The sequence below is a fragment of the Janthinobacterium woesei genome (assembly GCF_051380875.1).
GTDB lineage: Bacteria > Pseudomonadota > Gammaproteobacteria > Burkholderiales > Burkholderiaceae_D > Janthinobacterium.
In genome coordinates this window covers 1-16,058 of the sequence record NZ_JBNYXW010000006.1, presented here as the reverse complement: position 1 = coordinate 16,058, position 16,058 = coordinate 1, and the positions used below count along the sequence as shown (strand labels likewise).

Here is a 16,058-nt window from a genome sequence, read left to right as displayed (position 1 = left end):
CCGGGCTGCCATCGGCGGAACAGGGGGGCAATTGCCCTGTACTTCCTTTGCTGCATGGAAACCTTAGCGGGACTTCCTCACCTCTGCCTGTTTCACTGTTTGTTCAATCGCGCCAAACAGCGACTTGCCATCATCGCCCAGCATCTCGATGCGCACGATGTCGCCGAACAGCAAAAACGGCGTGCTGGCGACGCCATCGGCGATCATTTCCTGGTTACGCCGCTCAACGATGCTGGAAAACCCCTTCTTGACTTCCTTGTTGGCGACGCCGCCCGCGCTCACCACGCTGCCGGCGCGCGCGTTGCGCGTCTGGCACAAATGGGCCAGCAGTTGCGGATAATTGAAGGCCATGTCGGCACCCGCGTGGGGCTGGCCCGTCAATTTGCCGTTCAGGCTGCAGCGCAAGGCGTAATGCACCTTGCCGCCGCGCCAGGCGTCGCCCAGTTCGTCGGGCGTCATCGCCACGGGAGAGCAGGCCATGGCCGGCTTGGCTTGCAGAAAGCCATAGCCGCTGGCCAGCTCGTCGGGCGCCAGGTTACGCAAGGTGACGTCGTTGACCAGCATCAGGAGCTTGATGTTCAGGTGTGCCTGATCCGGCGTGGCGCCCATGGCCACATCGTCCGTGATGGCGGCAATGCCTGCCTCGTAATCGATGCCCCACTGTTCATGCGCCAGCGTCATGTCATCCTGGGCACCGAGGAAATCATCGCTGGCGCCCTGGTACAGGCGCGGCGCCTCGCGCAAATTGGCTGGCACCTCGACCCCGGCGGCCTTGCAGGCGCGCTCGATCTGCTGCAAATACGATGCGCCAGCCACGCGCAGGCTTGAGCGCGGCAGCGGCGCCATGCAGTTGGCAGGATCGAAATCGAAAGCGCGATGGCCGCGTCCGCTGTTGATGGTCTGGTACAGCAAGTCCAGCTGGGGCGCGATGAAACTCCAGTCATCGAGGGCTTTTTGCAGGGTCGGGGCGATGCCGTCGGCCAGATGGGCCGTTTTCAGGTCGCGCGAGACGACAGCCAGCTGGCCATCGCGCGTGCCATCGTTCAATGTAGCTAATTTCATGTGCGGGAAACTTCGTCAAGTGCAGGCGATAGAGAGCCTAAAGACGCCAAAAAGCCGGGAAATCCCGGCTTTGGCGATCAGGGAGAGGTTCAGGCCAGCAGTGCCAGTTGTTCTGGAGTGAGATAGCACCACTCGCCTTCGGCGATGCCCAAGGACTCCAGGGTCAGGCTGCCGATGGCGGAACGGTGCAGCGCGCTGCAATGGTTGCCGGCGGCGGCCAGCATGCGCTTGACCTGGTGATACTTGCCTTGTTCGAGCACGATTTCCAGCTGAAATTCGCCACGCTTGACGCAGACGAGTGCCGCCAGCGGGGCTGGTTCGTCATGCAATTGCACGCCAGCGAGCAACAGGGCCACCAGATCATCGGTCACGGGCTCTTGCGTGGTGGCCTGGTAAATCTTCGGCACATGCCGCTTCGGCGACGATTGTGCATGGATAAACGGGCCATCGTCGGACATCAGCAGCATACCGGTCGTATCGTGGTCGAGCCGGCCGACGGGCTGGACTTCGCGCCAGGTAAATTGTTCCGGCAGCAGGGTCAGCACGCCAGGGTGATGGCTGGGTTTGCGCGAGCATTCGAAGTTGGCGGGCTTGTTCAGCGCCAGGTACAGGTGCGCGCGGTAGACCCACTCCTCCTCGAAGACATGCAACACCAGGGCTTCGGTCTCGACGATGGTACGGTAATTGGTCTGGGTAACGCCATCGATGACGACATCGCCATCATCGATAAGGGAACGGCAATATTTGCGGGTGCCAAAACCCTGCGATTGCAGGATGCGGTCTAGGGATAATTTACTCATGGGCGTGACTTTACCAGAAGCAGCTGGCAGCGTGAAGCGGCGGCGCGCAGTGCCAGCGCTACGGTGCTGGCACTGCGAAAACATCACGCAGGTAGGAAGCCGGCAATGGACAAGGTGAGATTTGGTGAGATTTGGCGAGAAATGGCGAATTCATTTGATATATATCAAGCGCTCGGAATATCGCATTGATAGACTGAAACTTCGTTAGGAATCCACCTAACGAGCTTTAGGAATATTAACCTAGCAACGACTCACAAGGACATTGTATGAAGCACGATACCATTGCCTTACAAGGCAGCATCGCCGACATGCGTACCCGTATCGCCAGCGAACAGGGCGCGATGCATAAAGTTAAACTGGGCGTGGCGCGCTGGCGCAGCCCCCTGGCTGCATTGGAGCAGGAGGAAAGCACAGCCGATGACGCTTCCAGCCCGGCCAGCCAAGTGCGCTGGCACGCCGAGGCGCAATGCCATTTCATGTGCTGGCTGGAACAGGGCGGCTTTGCCCAGGAGGAAGCGCAAGCCGATAACCTGGTAGCGAGCGCAGCCACCGCACAGGGCCAGCAGGAAACCCCAAAGGAAGTCCTGGCGCAGGCTGAGCAATCCGCCACCCCGATCTCGCCTGTGCATAGCAACGACTGTACCACCTGAGGGCGCCCGCGCCCGGCCACCCACGCCCCGCCCTCGCATGCCGGCCTTTTCCGACAACTCGTCCGCCAGCGCTATCGCAGCCAGCGCAGTCACCGTAGCAGTATGGCCGGCGATAGCACGCCCATCGATACCGGCGCACAAAAGGAAACGGCGGCATTGCGCCGCCGTTCCCAAGCCCCAACGGGACTTTAGTGAGGAATGTAAATTCACTCAAAACCACATCTGCGATGCGGCGAGTAGTTCCAAGACTTACCAATCAAGCTAACACTGACAACATAGTTGATATATCGCCCCTCCTTGAAAAGAACTACCGCTTCACTATAGCCCAAGGAGGTCGGTTTTCAAGGCAAATTACCACCTTATTGAAAATCATTCTCGATCATCTTGCCGGGAAATTAAGAGAGATGGCTTCAGCGCAACGTCGGCTGCGCCTGCTGCACGGCCGTCTTCATGGCGCCAGCGCCCATCGCCGCGCCAAATTTCTTCAGCACCCGCTCCGGCAAGCCTTCATGCTGGGTATAGTCGACAATGTCTTCCGCCTTGACGACATCGCGCGCGACGCTGTCAACGGTGCCGAAATCATCGGCCAGGCCCATTTCGACGGCTTTCGCCCCCGTCCAGTACAGGCCGGAGAAGGTATCCGGCGTTTCCTTCAGGCGCTTGCCGCGTCCCGCGCGCACCACTTCGATGAATTGCTGGTGGATTTCATCGAGCATGCCTTGCGCATACGCCTTGTGTTTTTCGCTCAAAGGGCTGAACGGGTCCATGAAACCCTTGTTCTCGCCTGCGGTCAGCAAGCGCCGCTCGACGCCCACCTTTTCCATCACGCCCGTAAAGCCGAAGCCATCCATCAGCACGCCGATGGAACCGACCACGCTGGCCTTGTTGACGTAGATGCGGTCGGCGGCGGCGGCGATGTAATAACCGCCCGAGGCGCACATTTCGTCGACCACCACATATAAAGGCTTGTCCGGATAGCCCTTGCGCAGGCGCTGCATCTCGTCGACGATCATGCCTGCCTGCACGGGACTGCCGCCCGGACTATTAATATGCAGCACCACGGCCACCGAGCCGCTATCGGAAAAGGCCTTGTCCAGCGCCGGGATGACGACGGCGGCCGAGCCGCTGCCTTCGGATTCGATGGCGCCGCTGATGTCGATCAGGGCCGTGTGGCGGCCCAGGGTTTCGCTGTCGTCGGCGCTGTTGTAGTCATAAAACACCCACAGGGCGAACAGCACGATCAGCAGGCTGAAAACCTTGAAGAAGATACTCCAGCGGCGGTGCGCCCGCTGTTCTTGCAAAGTGGCAAACACCAGCTTTTCCAGCACGTCGCGTTCCCAATGGCCGGCAGGGGCGCCGCTGCCACCGGCTGGCGCGCTGCTGTCTGGCTTGTCATTCGTGTTATCGCTCATAATTCACTTTGTTTTAAATTGCAACAAGGCCGTGCCGGGGATCAGGCCGGCACGGGCCTGACATAATCATCGGGCTGCCAGTACAGCTGGCCATCGCGCTCGGCCACGGGAATCGGCCGCAAGCGGCCACCCTTGCAGGGGCCGCCGGCGCAATAACCACTATCGGGCACATAGATGGCGCCATGCGTCGAGCACATCAGATACAAGCCGCTGGATTCGAAAAACTCGCCTTCGGCCCAGTCCAGTTCGATCGGCACGTGGGCGCAGCGGTTCAGGTAAGCGTAAGGCTTGCCACCATGGCGCACAACAAAGCCGGTGGTGACATCGCCACCGGCCGCGACGGGAAAGCGCACGCCCTTGCCCCCCTCGGCCACGGCATCGGCGGCGCAGATCAATACTTCCCCGACTGCACTCATCATGCGTGCTCACTCAGCCATTGATGCAGATCGGCCACCGTGGCGGCCGAATAGAGCGGCTTGCAAGCTTGCAACTGCTCCACCGGATGCGCTCCATACTCCACGGCAATACCGGCAGCACCCGCATTGCTTGCCATCAATAAATCATGGCTGGTGTCGCCTATCATCACCGTACGGCGCATATCCTGCCCCAATTCGCGCGTCAGTTCCTGCAACATGGCGGGATGGGGCTTGGAAAAGGTTTCGTCGGCGCAACGTGTAGCGTCGAACAGCGACAGCAGCTTGACGGCATTCAGCGAGCGGTTCAGGCCGACACGGCTCTTGCCAGTGGCGACGGCCAGGAAATAGGCTTGCCGCGACAATTCCTGCAGCATTTCCTGCACGCCGGGAAACAGGGTCAGCTCATGGTCGCGCGACAGATAGTGATAACGGTAGCGCTCGGCCATGCGTGCATGGTATTTCGGCTCGACATCGGGCATCACCAGCTGCATGGCTTCCTGCAAGCCCAGGCCGATCACGTGCGAGGCCAGCAACTCTGTGGGAACAGGCAAGCCCAGGTCTTTGGCCGAAGCCTGGATGCACTTGACGATGGTCGAGGTACTGTCTATCAGGGTGCCGTCCCAATCGAAGACGATCAGATCAAATTGCTTTCTTGCCATGCTTTCCGGCGACACACGCCGCCGACTCCTTGAGAATGAATGATGGCGACTGACTACCTTATGAGTAGTGTCGCGCGCACGCGGTGGATATTTAACGTGCGGCAACGGCCAATGGTTTGCCCAAGCTTACCAAGAAACGCTCGCATTCGGCAGCCAGCGGCGCATTCAAGGTCATCGTCTTGCCCGTTTCCGGATGCGTAAACGTGATCTGGTGCGCGTGCAGGAACATGCGTTTCAGGGCGCCGCGCGTGCTGTCGGCTTTCAACAGGGCACGGTTGAGGGCAAAGTCGCCATATTTATCGTCGCCGGCGATGGCGAAACCGGACGAAGACAGGTGCACGCGAATCTGGTGCGTGCGTCCGGTCTTCAATTCCGCTTCCAGCAAGGCGAAGTTGTGATATTTATGCAACAGTGAAAACACCGTGTGCGAAGCCAGCCCATCGGCCTGCACGGCCACCCTGCGCTCGCCTTCGGCCGTCGTATATTTATGCAAGGGCAACTTGATATGCTGGCGCGCATTTTTCCAGTCGCCCGCCACCAGCACCAGGTAGCGCTTGTCGGTGAGGCCGTCGCGCATCTGCTCGTGCAGGTTGGTCAGCGCGGTGCGTTTCTTTGCCAGCAACAACAGCCCGGACGTGTCGCGGTCCAGGCGGTGCACCAGTTCCAGGAACTTGGCATCGGGGCGCGACGCACGCAATTGCTCGATCACGCCGAAGGACACGCCCGAGCCGCCATGCACGGCCACGCCGGCCGGCTTGTCGATGACCAGCAGCTGCGCATCTTCAAAGATAATCTTGAATTCGGCGGCCGGCGCGCCCGTGGCGGCCTTTTCGGCCACGCGCACGGGTGGAATACGCACCACGTCGCCGGCGACGAGACGGTACAGCTGATCGATACGGCCTTTATTAACCCGCACTTCTCCCGATCGCAAGATCCGGTAGATGTGACTTTTAGGCACTCCCTTGCACACTCTTAATAAGTAATTGTCGATACGCTGGCCTGCTTCTTCTTCAGCGATCGTTACGAATTGGGCCTGCGGCTGAACCGGGGGTGTTGAAGGGGGAACAACATCATTTTGACTCTTCATTTACTATGTCTTCCCAGAAATCTCTCTAAGTCCTTCATTTTGAATATATAATTGTTTTTGCTGCGGCCCTGGCTGCTGCGAGTGTAAGAATAAAAGCACATTTTACACAGGGGCGTCTCCACCGGCCTCGCCAAATTGCAAATTCGGTGGAAAAAAATGTATATGCACCATCCCTGCGCGAATCAAGGTTGCACCGTAGTTGTAATCGGATAACGCGTGGAGATGCTGAAGAGAGTGTTTTGGATTATAAGGATAAGTACCCGTTAGCGCGACTTATCGAGTCGGGCTCGCGGGTTGATGAAGTTGATAACGCTTGCCGTTTTCGCCAAACCCCGTATGAGGCCACAATATTGAGGGTTGTCGATGAATAGGCTGAGGCCAAGCCTCGCCATCGCGATCCCTGTAATGAGCCGGCTTACGATTTGGCTCTGAATTTGCTGACCACCTGCATTCTCTGCCCCCGATATTCGGGCTGCTACAGATGAGTTGCAGGTGTCCCGTGCACTCGGCATGACGATCGACCTCATTTGCGCCCTGTTGCGGCCGCAACGTACGCGTTGTTGCTCCGCACGCTAAGGCATTCCCCCCGCCAGCACTCCCGATCTCGCATATATCCCTGTACTTTCGCCGCTTCCCCGGGAGCGGCTTTGAGATGGCCTACGGGTCGCGGAGTTATAAAAATGAAACGCATGTTGTTTAATGCCACGCAGCAAGAAGAACTGCGCGTAGCGATTGTCGACGGACAAAAACTGATCGACATCGATATCGAGACAGCCGGGCGCGAACAGCGCAAATCGAACATCTACAAGGGCGTGATCACCCGCATCGAGCCTTCGCTCGAAGCGTGCTTCGTCAGCTACGGCGAAGACCGCCACGGCTTCCTGCCTTTCAAGGAAGTTGCCCGTACGTATTTCCGCGAAGGCGTGGACGTGCGCAATGCCTCCGTCAAGGAAGCGCTGCGCGAAGGCCAGGAAATCATGGTGCAAGTGGAAAAGGAAGAACGCGGCAACAAGGGCGCAGCCCTGACCTCGTTTGTTTCGCTGGCCGGCCGTTACCTGGTCCTGATGCCAAACAACCCGCGTGGCGGTGGCGTATCGCGCCGCGTGGAAGGTGAAGAGCGCCAGGAATTGCGCGAAACCATGGATAAACTAGACTTGCCAGCTGGCATGTCCGTCATTGCCCGCACCGCCGGCATCGGCCGCAACGTCGATGAACTGCAGTGGGACTTGAATTACCTGATGCAACTGTGGCGCGCCATCGAAGGCGCCGGCAAGTCGGCCAATGGCGCATTTCTGATCTACCAGGAATCGTCGCTGGTCATCCGCGCCATCCGCGACTACTTCCAGCCTGACATCGGCGAGATCCTGATCGACACCGACGAGATCTACGACCAGGCGCACCAGTTCATGAGCCATGTGATGCCCGACATGGTGCACCGCGTCAAGCGCTACAGCGACGACGTGCCGCTGTTCTCGCGTTTCCAGATCGAACACCAGATCGAAACGGCGTACAGCCGCACCGTACCGCTGCCATCGGGCGGCGCGATTGTCATCGACCACACCGAAGCGCTGGTTTCCGTCGACGTCAACTCGGCCCGCGCCACGCGCGGCTCGGACATCGAGACGACCGCCTTCAACACCAACTGCGAAGCGGCCGAAGAAGTGGCCCGCCAGCTGCGTCTGCGCGACTTGGGTGGCCTGATCGTCATCGACTTCATCGACATGGAAGTGGCAAAAAATCAGCGCGAAGTGGAACAGCGCCTGAAAGATGCGCTGCACCATGACCGTGCACGTGTACAAATGGGCAAGATTTCGCGCTTCGGCCTGATGGAACTGTCGCGCCAGCGCCTGCGCCCTTCGCTGTCCGAAGGCTCGCACGTGACCTGCCCGCGCTGCTCCGGCACGGGCCACATCCGCGATACCGAATCGTCCGCCCTGCAGGTGCTGCGCATCATCCAGGAAGAGGCGATGAAGGAAAATTCGGCCACCATCCACGTGCAAGTGCCCGTCGACGTGGGCGCCTTCTTGCTCAACGAAAAGCGCGGCGAAGTGCTGAAGATCGAAAACCGCCACCGCATCGCCGTGATCCTGATCCCGAACAAGCATCTGGAAACGCCGCACTACAAACTGGAACGCATCAAGCACGACGATCCGCGTCTGGAAGACAGCCAGGCCAGCTACAACCTGGCCGAGCATGCTGAAACCGACATGGCTTACAGCAAGCGCCAGAAGGAAGAAACCAAGCCGCGCCAGGAAGCCGTCGTCAAGTCGATCACGCCTGACCAGGCACCGCTGGTCGAGCGCAAGCCCGTCGAAGCCAAGGCTGCCCCTGCCACTGCACCTGCCGCGCCACAAGGCATCCTGGCCAAGATCATCAGCTTCTTCACCGGCGCCCCGGCACCGGTGGCGCCAGCGCCGGCCCCTGCCGCACCTGCGAAGCCAGCCGGCGGCGCAGACCGCAACAGCCGTGGCCCGCGTGGCCGTGGCCGCAAGGAACGCGAACCGGGCCAGGGCCGCCCAGCCCAGGACGATGCTGCCAAGGAAGCCGAAGCACTGGAAAAAGCTGTCCGTCCGCCACGCCCGCCGCGTCCACCACGCGAACCGCGTGAAGCGCGCGAGCCAGGCGACATCACGGCAGCAGCGCCACGCGAACGCGGCGAGCGTCCTGAGCGCGCGGAACGGCAAGAGCGCACGGAACGTCCGGACCGCGCAGAACGTCCGCCACGCCAGCCACGCGAAGCGCGCGAACCACGCGCCGACAAGGCTGTTGTTGCTGAAGTGAAAGCTGATGAATTGGCATTGGTCGGCGCTAGCGCCAGCGCCATCAACGTGGTCGTGCCATCGGCTGACCCAGACGTTGACGCCGCGCCAACGAGCTTGCTGAAAGCACCGGCGAATGCCGGTCCTGAAGGCGAAGAGTCGGAAAGCGACGTCGACGGCGAAGAACCGCGCCGCCGCCGCCGTCGTGGTGGCCGCAACCGCAACCGCCGCGACCGCGAAACGGGCGAGCTGATTGAATCGGCAAATGGCGAAAACGAAGGCCAGGACGCACCCGTGATCAGCTTTACGGTCGCTCCTGCGCCGGAAGCCGTGGCAACCACCGCCGCTGTCGTCGCCGTCGCCGCAGTGGAAGCTACCTTTGATGCCGCACCAGCCGTCGTCATCGACGTGGTGGAAGTGGCCAAGGTCGTGGAAATTGCCAAGGTGGACAATGTTGTCACTGAGGTAGCTGCCGCTGAAGTTACTCCTGCTCCCGAAGTTGCAGCAACTGCCGAAGCAATCGCGCCGGAAGCCCCAGCCGAAGCCGTCGTTGCTGCAGCGCAAGCTGTACCAGCCGCTGCCGAGCCTGCTCCTGCTGCCGAGTACAGCTTTGCCGAGAAAGCCGCGCCCGCAGTTGCCCCTGCACCTGCTGCTGCAGAGATCATCGTCGCGGCCGTGCCAGTCGTGGCAGCCGCCCCAGTCGTGGAAGCGGCACCGCTGATCGAAGCCATCGCCGTGATCGAGGCAGCACCAGCGACTGTGCCAGCAACAGCGCCAGTAGCCGAAGCAACACCTGCCGTGGTGGAAGCGGCGCCGGTGGCTGCCGAAGCAGCACCAGCGCCAGCGCCTGTCACTGCTCCGGCAGCTGCACCGCTGGACTTGAACCAGGTGCTCGGTTCGGCCGGCCTGACCCTGGCTGCCACCGATCCGGAAAAACTGCGCCTGGCACAGGAAGCGGCCGCCAAGGCTGTCGCCCCGGCACGCAAGCCACGCGAACGCAAGCCATTGCCGCCGCAATCGGATGAGCCGTTGATCCAGGTCAACACGCAGCGTCCATAAGCGCGCCGGGGTCACCCAGCCGCCAATGATGAAAGGGGAAGCTCAGGCTTCCCCTTTTTTATGCCCGAATGGATATCCGGATGGATGTCCAAATTGATGCCAGCCCGGACGCCAGCCATGCACAAGAACGCCATTGCCACCCCACCTTCCCCCGTCAGCCTGCGCAGCGCCTTCTGGTACTGGCTCAAGTTGGGCTGTGTCAGCTTTGGCGGTCCGGCCGGGCAAATTGCCATGATGCATACGGAACTGGTGGAAAAGCGGCGCTGGATTTCCGAACAGCGTTTCTTGCATGCATTGAATTACTGCATGCTGCTGCCCGGGCCGGAAGCGACCCAGCTGGCCATCTACATCGGCTGGCTGATGCACCGCACGCGCGGCGCCATCCTGGCCGGACTGCTGTTCCTGCTGCCCTCGCTGCTGCTGCTGATCACCCTGTCCTGGCTCTACATGGCTTACGGGCACGTGAGCGCCGTCGCCGGCATCCTGTACGGCATCAAGCCGGCCGTCGTCGCCATCGTGCTGGCGGCTGGCTGGCGGCTGGCCAGGCGCACCCTGCGCAGCCCCAGCCTGATCGCCATCGCAGCCACCGCATTTGTCGCCATCGCCGCGTTACAGCTGCCATTTCCGCTGATCGTGCTTGGCGCCGCCGTGCTGGGGCTTGCCGGCGGCCACTGGTTACCCGGCCATTTCCATGCCGGTGGCACGCCACACGGCGGCGCCCCCAGCTTTGGCCCTGCCCTGATCGACGACGACACGCCCACGCCGCCCCACGCGCGCCTCAGCTGGCCGCGCCTGCTGGGCACGGCCGCCGTGGGCGTGGCGCTGGCCTTCCTTGCCTGGCTGGCCCTGGCGCTACTGGGCGGGAAGGAGCAGCCGCTGGCGCAGATGGGCATGTTTTTCAGCAAGGCGGCCCTGCTGACGTTTGGCGGCGCGTATGCCGTGCTGCCGTATCTGTACCAGGGCGCCGTCGAGCATTACCACTGGATAACAAGCGCGCAAATGATGGATGGCCTGGCGCTGGGCGAAACCACGCCCGGGCCCTTGATCATGATCGTCGCCTTCATCGGCTTCGTCGGCGCCTGGAGTCAAGCCGTGGCCGGCGACCAGCTGTGGCTGGCAGGCCTGGCCGGCGCGCTGGTCACCAGCTGGTTCACCTTCTTGCCATCGTTCATCTTCATCCTCGCTGGCGCGCCGCTGGTCGAAGCCACGCGTGGCAATCTGCGCCTTAGCGCGCCCCTGACCGCCATCTCGGCAGCCGTGGTGGGCGTCATCGCCAGCCTGGCCCTGTTCTTTGGCCACCATGTCTTCTGGCAAGAAAGACCGCAAGCACACTGGGACTGGCTGGCCATCGCCATCGCGGCAGTGGCGGGACTGGCGCTGATAAAGTTTCAGATGGGAACCATCAAATTGCTGCTAGCCTGTGCCATCTTCGGCCTCGTGCTATCGTATCTGCCTTGAACGACTTTATGTAATGGCATGACATTCAATGGCTGACAAGATTATCTACCTCGCCGAGGCCCGCAATGGGGCCTTGGCGATACCCGACCGGCTGGAAAGCCCCAGCGGCAACGTCGCCGACCGCCTGGGACGGCCCCTGCACGACCTGCGCATCTCGATTACCGACCGCTGCAATTTCCGTTGCGTGTATTGCATGCCGAAAGATGTGTTCGACAAGAACCATGTATACCTGCCGCACACGGATTTGCTGTCATTCGAGGAAATCACGCGCATCGCGCGCCTGTTCGTCGAACACGGCGTGGAAAAGATCCGCCTGACGGGGGGCGAACCGCTGCTGCGCAAGAATATCGAAAAGCTCATCGCCATGCTGGCCGCCTTGCGCACGCCGTCGGGCCAGCCGCTGGACCTGACCCTGACGACGAATGGCTCCCTGCTGGCCAGGAAGGCGCAAGCCTTGAAGGATGCGGGCCTGAACCGCGTCACCGTCTCGCTCGATTCGCTCGACGACGCCACCTTCAAGCGTATGAACGATGTCGATTTCGCCGTGGCCGACGTGCTGCACGGCATAGCTGCCGCGCACGAGGCGGGGCTGGGGCCGATCAAGATCAACATGGTCGTCAAGGCCGGTATGAACGAGCAGGAAATCGTACCGATGGCGCGCCACTTCAAGGGCACGCCGTATATCCTGCGCTTCATCGAATACATGGACGTGGGCGCCTCGAACGGCTGGAACTTGCAGGAAGTCATTCCTTCAGCCGAAGTGGTGCGGCGCATCGGCGCGCACATGCCCTTGCTGCCCATCAATCCCAATTACACGGGCGAAACAGCGGCGCGCTGGCGCTACGCGGACGGTAGCGGCGAAATCGGCTTCATTTCCAGCGTCACCCAGGCGTTCTGCACCGACTGCAGCCGCGCCCGCCTGTCGACCGAGGGCAAGCTGTACACCTGCCTGTTCGCCAGCAGCGGCCACGACTTGCGCAGCCTGCTGCGCGGTGGCAACAGCGACGCGGAAATTTCCACGGTGGTGGCGCAATTGTGGCGCGGCCGCAGCGACCGCTATTCACAATTACGCACCAGCCAGACGGACCTGACAGGCGGCCCACTTGAGCGAAGTAAAAAGAAAGTGGAAATGTCGTACATCGGCGGCTGAATCGGGCGCCACGGCTGCCCGCCGCTGCTACCATGGCGGATGCACCCACTTCCCTACCTGACATGATCGATCAACAAGACATTACCGGCCTGATCCTGGCCGGCGGCCTCGGCACGCGCATGGGCCAGTGCGACAAGGGCATGCTGCCCCTGCACGGACAGCCTTTGGTGCGCCATGTACTGCAGCGCCTGGCGCCGCAAGTGGGCCAGCTGGCCATCAACGTCAATGATCACGCCGACGCTTACACGCGCTTCGGCCTGCCCGTCTGGCCCGACATGCTGCCCGGCCACCTCGGGCCGCTGGCCGGCTTGCACAGCGGCATGCAGCACGCGAGCACGCCATACCTGCTCACCGTGCCCTGCGACTCGCCGCTGCTGCCCCCTGACTTGGCAGCGCGCCTGGCGGCCGGCTTGATCGAGCACAATGCCGACCTGGCCATCGCCGTGACCGACGAGCTCGATGCGGCAAGTGGCGCCACCGTGCGCCGCCCCCATCCCGTGTTTTGCCTGGTGAAAACATCGGCCCTGTCCCAGCTCGATGCGTATCTGGCTAGCGGCGAGCGCCGCATGCGCACCTGGCATGGCCTGTTGAAGCTGGCCGAAGTACTCTTCGACGATGGCCGCGCGTTTGGCAACGTGAATACGCCGGACGACCTGGCCGCCCTGCAGACGCAGGGCCTGTCCGTGCCGATGGCGCAAGCCATGCTGGCCGGTGCCGCCGCGCCCGTCGCCGGGATCGAACAATTGGCGCTGCCGCAAGCGCTCGAGCGCATCCTGGCGGCCGACATCATTTCGCCGATCAGCGTGCCCGCGCACGACAATTCGGCCATGGATGGCTATGCGCTCTATGGGGCTGACCTCGGCGCCGGCCTGGACGGCAGCGCTCCCCTCACCCTGGCCGTGGTCGACACCATCCTGGCCGGACGCCCCGGCACGGTCACCGTGCGGCGCGGCGAATGCGCGCGCATCATGACGGGCGCCGTGATGCCTGCCGGCTGCGACAGCGTGGTGCCGCAAGAACTGGTGCAGCAGGCGAGCGAGCACAGCATCACGCTGGCGCCGGACTGCATCGGCCCCGGCGACAACCGCCGCTTCAAGGGCGAAGACTTGATGCAGGGCAAACCAGCCCTGTTGCAGGGCAAGCGCCTGGGACCGGCCGAGCTGGGCCTGCTCGCTTCGCTGGGCATCGCCACGGTGAGCGTGCGGCGGCGCCTGCGCGTAGCCTTCTTTTCCACCGGCGACGAATTGCGCTCGATCGGCGAACCGCTCGACGCGGGCTGCATCTACGACAGCAACCGCTACACCTTGCTGGGCATGCTGAGCCGCCTGGGCTGCGATGTGCTCGACATGGGCATCGTCAAGGACCAGCCGCAAGCGCTGGAAGCGGCGCTGCGCGGTGCCTGCGCCTCGGCCGACGTCATCATCACCTCGGGCGGCGCCTCCAGCGGCGCGGCCGATTTTACGCGCGAGATCCTGGCGCGCCTGGGCGACGTGGCCTTCTGGCAAATCAACATGCGCCCGGGCCGCCCGATGGCGTTTGGCAACATCGCCAGCAATGGCCACGCGGCCTTGCTACTGGGACTGCCCGGCAACCCGGTGGCCGTGATGGCGACGTTTTATTTCCTCGCCCGCCCCACCCTGCTGCGCCTGATGGGCGCCGACGCGGAGACGGCCAGCCTGCCGCTGCTGCAGGTGGCGGCGCAAGCGCCCATCCGCAAGAAGCGCGGGCGCACGGAATACCAGCGCGGCATCGTCGAGCGCAGTGCGGACGGACGCCAGCATGTGCGCGTGACGGGCGCGCAAGGCTCGGGCATCCTGCGCTCGATGACGCAAGCCAATTGCATGATCGTGCTGCACGAAGCGCAAGGCCACGTGGCGGCCGGCGACCTGGTCGATGTCGTGCTGTTCCATGGCTTGACCTGAGCCAGCATCTGCCCCAGGCGCTGATGGCGCAGTAAAACACGCCCTTGCAGCCAGGCTGCGCTGACCTGCAGCCTTCGTCAAAGAGTGGCTACCCAGGCCACTTCCAGCGCCTTGCCCCTGCCCGCCCCTTCCGGGCAGTACCTCCCTCGTTTGCCACAGCGGCCCGCCCAGCGCGGGCCGTTTGCATTCCCTGCCGCAACCCATGTTGCCTGCGTTGCAAGCGCACGCTGAAAATGATAAAAATATTAATTATTTCTTTGCAGAACATATTAATAAATACAACAATAATTGTAATTATTTTATTTATTTTTATAGCCATTGAGTTTCTTCGGTGATAACATCAAACCTTAAATAAGTTCATTTTTGATATTATTTCAGTGGGGAAACAGGCTATGAAACACAGTCCTTGGATCGCGGGCGCCTGCATGCTGGTTGTGCTTTGCCTGTTCAGTGTGTTGGCCCTGACTCCCCTGCCCGCCTACGCGAAGGTAGGCGCGCACGCCGCAGTACTGGAACATTGCAACTGGAACCGCCCCGGCGTCGCCCCCTTCATGGGCGATGTGGTGGCCGCTGTCGACAAATACACGGATATCGCGCCGCAGGTGCGCGAACAATTGAAGGAGCGCATGCGCGCGCGCCAGTACGATGAGATCGTGGTAATCAGCCGCGACGCCATCCGCGGCAAGGGCAATTACGCTGCGCGCATCAGCGACATGCATTTTGGGCCGGGACGGGTCTGCCGCAATGTGACGCGGACGGGCTGGACGGAGCAGATGCAGGAACGGGGACTCGTGTATTGCGTGCAGGGTCAATGCATCCTGGTGCCCACCGTGTGCCGCAATGTCAGCCGCATCACCCAGGCCACCTCGGGCGCGCCACCTGCGGCCGCTGGCGGCGCCGCACCTGCCGAGGCACCGTCCGCGCCAGCGCCGGCCGACGCTGGCGTGCCCGTCATCGACTATCCCGACACCGCGCACGGCGGCGCATTCACGGGCGCGGCCCCGCCAGCCGTGGTGAGCAGCCTGTCCTCGCTGCCATTCGATTATGTACACGCCGGCAACACCCCGCCCTTGCCATCGAGCATCGGCGATGGACACACTACTGGCGGCGGTGTGGGCGGTGTGGGCGGTGTGGGCGGCGTGCCACCCGGCACGACCGGCAGCAGCTTCATCGAGCCGTATCAACCTAGCATCATCCTGCCCTCGCTGCCGCCTACCGACCTGAACGTCCTGCCGGCCGTGCCGGAACCGCAAACCTGGTGCATGCTACTGGCCGGACTGGCATTGATCGGCTATAGCGCCAGAAGAGGACGCTTTGGAAAGTAGCAGCCAGGCTGGTGTGGATTTGCTATCATGGAACATTCCAGACAAGGATTTCCATGAGCGACCTCGACACCAGCCTGACCCGCCTCATCGCGCTGCGCGAGGAAGGCCGGCATGCGGATGCGCTATTGCTTCTGCAGCAACTGTTCGCCGAAGCCCGGCAGGCAATTGCCCCGCCCCGGTCCTAATGCCGTTCACTTAAGCAGGTTTTCGTAGAACGCGAGTAGCATAGCGCTGTGGTTTTGCCTTAACGGCCCGGTCGAATTTTCGATCGGGCCGTTCGTCATTCAGAAGGCTAACCA

The 16,058-nt window shown here is 62.1% G+C and carries 13 protein-coding genes; 7 read left to right on the top strand and 6 right to left on the bottom strand.

Annotated features, from left to right (window positions below; genetic code table 11):
• Positions 1–63: 63 nt before the first annotated feature.
• Both ACQ4W6_RS07770 and ACQ4W6_RS07765 read right to left on the bottom strand, forming a co-directional pair.
• Positions 64–1,062, bottom strand: coding sequence for a fumarylacetoacetate hydrolase family protein (locus ACQ4W6_RS07770; protein WP_436566612.1), 999 nt, complete (start codon positions 1,060–1,062; stop codon positions 64–66).
• An 89-nt stretch (positions 1,063–1,151) separates the two neighbouring features.
• The gene (locus ACQ4W6_RS07765; RefSeq protein WP_436566611.1) at positions 1,152–1,862 is read right to left on the bottom strand and encodes a pseudouridine synthase; all 711 of its coding nucleotides are present in this window, start codon (positions 1,860–1,862) and stop codon (positions 1,152–1,154) included.
• 266 nt (positions 1,863–2,128) lie between these two features.
• On the opposite strand from ACQ4W6_RS07765, the gene ACQ4W6_RS07760 reads away from it, so the two are divergent.
• Positions 2,129–2,512: a hypothetical protein gene (locus tag ACQ4W6_RS07760; protein ID WP_436566610.1), complete on the top strand. Its 384-nt coding sequence runs from the start codon at positions 2,129–2,131 to the stop codon at positions 2,510–2,512.
• Between the two features lie 410 nt (positions 2,513–2,922).
• Here ACQ4W6_RS07760 and ACQ4W6_RS07755 read toward each other — a convergent pair whose 3' ends face one another.
• The 4 genes from ACQ4W6_RS07755 to ACQ4W6_RS07740 all read right to left on the bottom strand — a co-directional run bounded on the left by ACQ4W6_RS07755 (position 2,923) and on the right by ACQ4W6_RS07740 (position 6,086).
• Positions 2,923–3,924: a S49 family peptidase gene (locus ACQ4W6_RS07755; protein ID WP_436566609.1), complete on the bottom strand. Its 1,002-nt coding sequence runs from the start codon at positions 3,922–3,924 to the stop codon at positions 2,923–2,925.
• 41 nt (positions 3,925–3,965) lie between these two features.
• Positions 3,966–4,340: a Rieske (2Fe-2S) protein gene (locus ACQ4W6_RS07750; RefSeq protein ID WP_436566840.1), complete on the bottom strand. Its 375-nt coding sequence runs from the start codon at positions 4,338–4,340 to the stop codon at positions 3,966–3,968.
• Positions 4,340–4,999, bottom strand: coding sequence for an HAD-IIIA family hydrolase (locus tag ACQ4W6_RS07745; RefSeq protein WP_436566608.1), 660 nt, complete (start codon positions 4,997–4,999; stop codon positions 4,340–4,342). Before ACQ4W6_RS07745 ends, ACQ4W6_RS07750 begins: the two co-directional genes overlap by 1 nt.
• Positions 5,000–5,090: 91 nt before the next feature.
• Positions 5,091–6,086 carry an RluA family pseudouridine synthase gene (locus ACQ4W6_RS07740; protein WP_436566607.1) on the bottom strand — a complete coding sequence of 332 codons (996 nt, stop codon included), beginning with the start codon at positions 6,084–6,086 and terminating at the stop codon, positions 5,091–5,093.
• Positions 6,087–6,766: 680 nt separating this feature from the next.
• On the opposite strand from ACQ4W6_RS07740, the gene ACQ4W6_RS07735 reads away from it, so the two are divergent.
• The 6 genes from ACQ4W6_RS07735 (at position 6,767) to ACQ4W6_RS07710 (ending at position 15,944) form a co-directional block, all read left to right on the top strand.
• On the top strand, positions 6,767–9,904 hold the full coding sequence (locus ACQ4W6_RS07735; RefSeq protein ID WP_436566606.1) for an Rne/Rng family ribonuclease: 3,138 nt from the start codon (positions 6,767–6,769) through the stop codon (positions 9,902–9,904).
• Between the two features lie 84 nt (positions 9,905–9,988).
• Positions 9,989–11,362 carry a chromate efflux transporter gene (gene chrA, locus ACQ4W6_RS07730; protein WP_436566605.1) on the top strand — a complete coding sequence of 458 codons (1,374 nt, stop codon included), beginning with the start codon at positions 9,989–9,991 and terminating at the stop codon, positions 11,360–11,362.
• 28 nt (positions 11,363–11,390) lie between these two features.
• A complete protein-coding gene (gene moaA, locus ACQ4W6_RS07725; RefSeq protein ID WP_436566604.1) occupies positions 11,391–12,512 on the top strand; it encodes a GTP 3',8-cyclase MoaA in 1,122 nt (373 codons plus the stop codon).
• Positions 12,513–12,574: 62 nt separating this feature from the next.
• On the top strand, positions 12,575–14,434 hold the full coding sequence (gene moeA, locus ACQ4W6_RS07720) for a molybdopterin molybdotransferase MoeA (RefSeq protein ID WP_436566603.1): 1,860 nt from the start codon (positions 12,575–12,577) through the stop codon (positions 14,432–14,434).
• 392 nt (positions 14,435–14,826) lie between these two features.
• Positions 14,827–15,759: an MHFG family PEP-CTERM protein gene (locus ACQ4W6_RS07715; protein WP_436566602.1), complete on the top strand. Its 933-nt coding sequence runs from the start codon at positions 14,827–14,829 to the stop codon at positions 15,757–15,759.
• A gap of 53 nt (positions 15,760–15,812) precedes the next feature.
• Complete coding sequence (locus ACQ4W6_RS07710; protein ID WP_436566601.1) at positions 15,813–15,944, top strand: hypothetical protein; 132 nt, start codon at positions 15,813–15,815, stop codon at positions 15,942–15,944.
• Positions 15,945–16,058: the final 114 nt, after the last annotated feature.

Coding starts and splice junctions, on each gene's coding strand:
- ACQ4W6_RS07770 (WP_436566612.1), bottom strand. CDS start 1,062: ATGAAATTAGCTACATTGAACGATGGCACGCGCGATGGCCAGCTGGCT.
- ACQ4W6_RS07765 (WP_436566611.1), bottom strand. CDS start 1,862: ATGAGTAAATTATCCCTAGACCGCATCCTGCAATCGCAGGGTTTTGGC.
- ACQ4W6_RS07760 (WP_436566610.1), top strand. CDS start 2,129: ATGAAGCACGATACCATTGCCTTACAAGGCAGCATCGCCGACATGCGT.
- ACQ4W6_RS07755 (WP_436566609.1), bottom strand. CDS start 3,924: ATGAGCGATAACACGAATGACAAGCCAGACAGCAGCGCGCCAGCCGGT.
- ACQ4W6_RS07750 (WP_436566840.1), bottom strand. CDS start 4,340: ATGAGTGCAGTCGGGGAAGTATTGATCTGCGCCGCCGATGCCGTGGCC.
- ACQ4W6_RS07745 (WP_436566608.1), bottom strand. CDS start 4,999: ATGGCAAGAAAGCAATTTGATCTGATCGTCTTCGATTGGGACGGCACC.
- ACQ4W6_RS07740 (WP_436566607.1), bottom strand. CDS start 6,086: ATGAAGAGTCAAAATGATGTTGTTCCCCCTTCAACACCCCCGGTTCAG.
- ACQ4W6_RS07735 (WP_436566606.1), top strand. CDS start 6,767: ATGAAACGCATGTTGTTTAATGCCACGCAGCAAGAAGAACTGCGCGTA.
- chrA (WP_436566605.1), top strand. CDS start 9,989: ATGTCCAAATTGATGCCAGCCCGGACGCCAGCCATGCACAAGAACGCC.
- moaA (WP_436566604.1), top strand. CDS start 11,391: ATGGCTGACAAGATTATCTACCTCGCCGAGGCCCGCAATGGGGCCTTG.
- moeA (WP_436566603.1), top strand. CDS start 12,575: ATGATCGATCAACAAGACATTACCGGCCTGATCCTGGCCGGCGGCCTC.
- ACQ4W6_RS07715 (WP_436566602.1), top strand. CDS start 14,827: ATGAAACACAGTCCTTGGATCGCGGGCGCCTGCATGCTGGTTGTGCTT.
- ACQ4W6_RS07710 (WP_436566601.1), top strand. CDS start 15,813: ATGAGCGACCTCGACACCAGCCTGACCCGCCTCATCGCGCTGCGCGAG.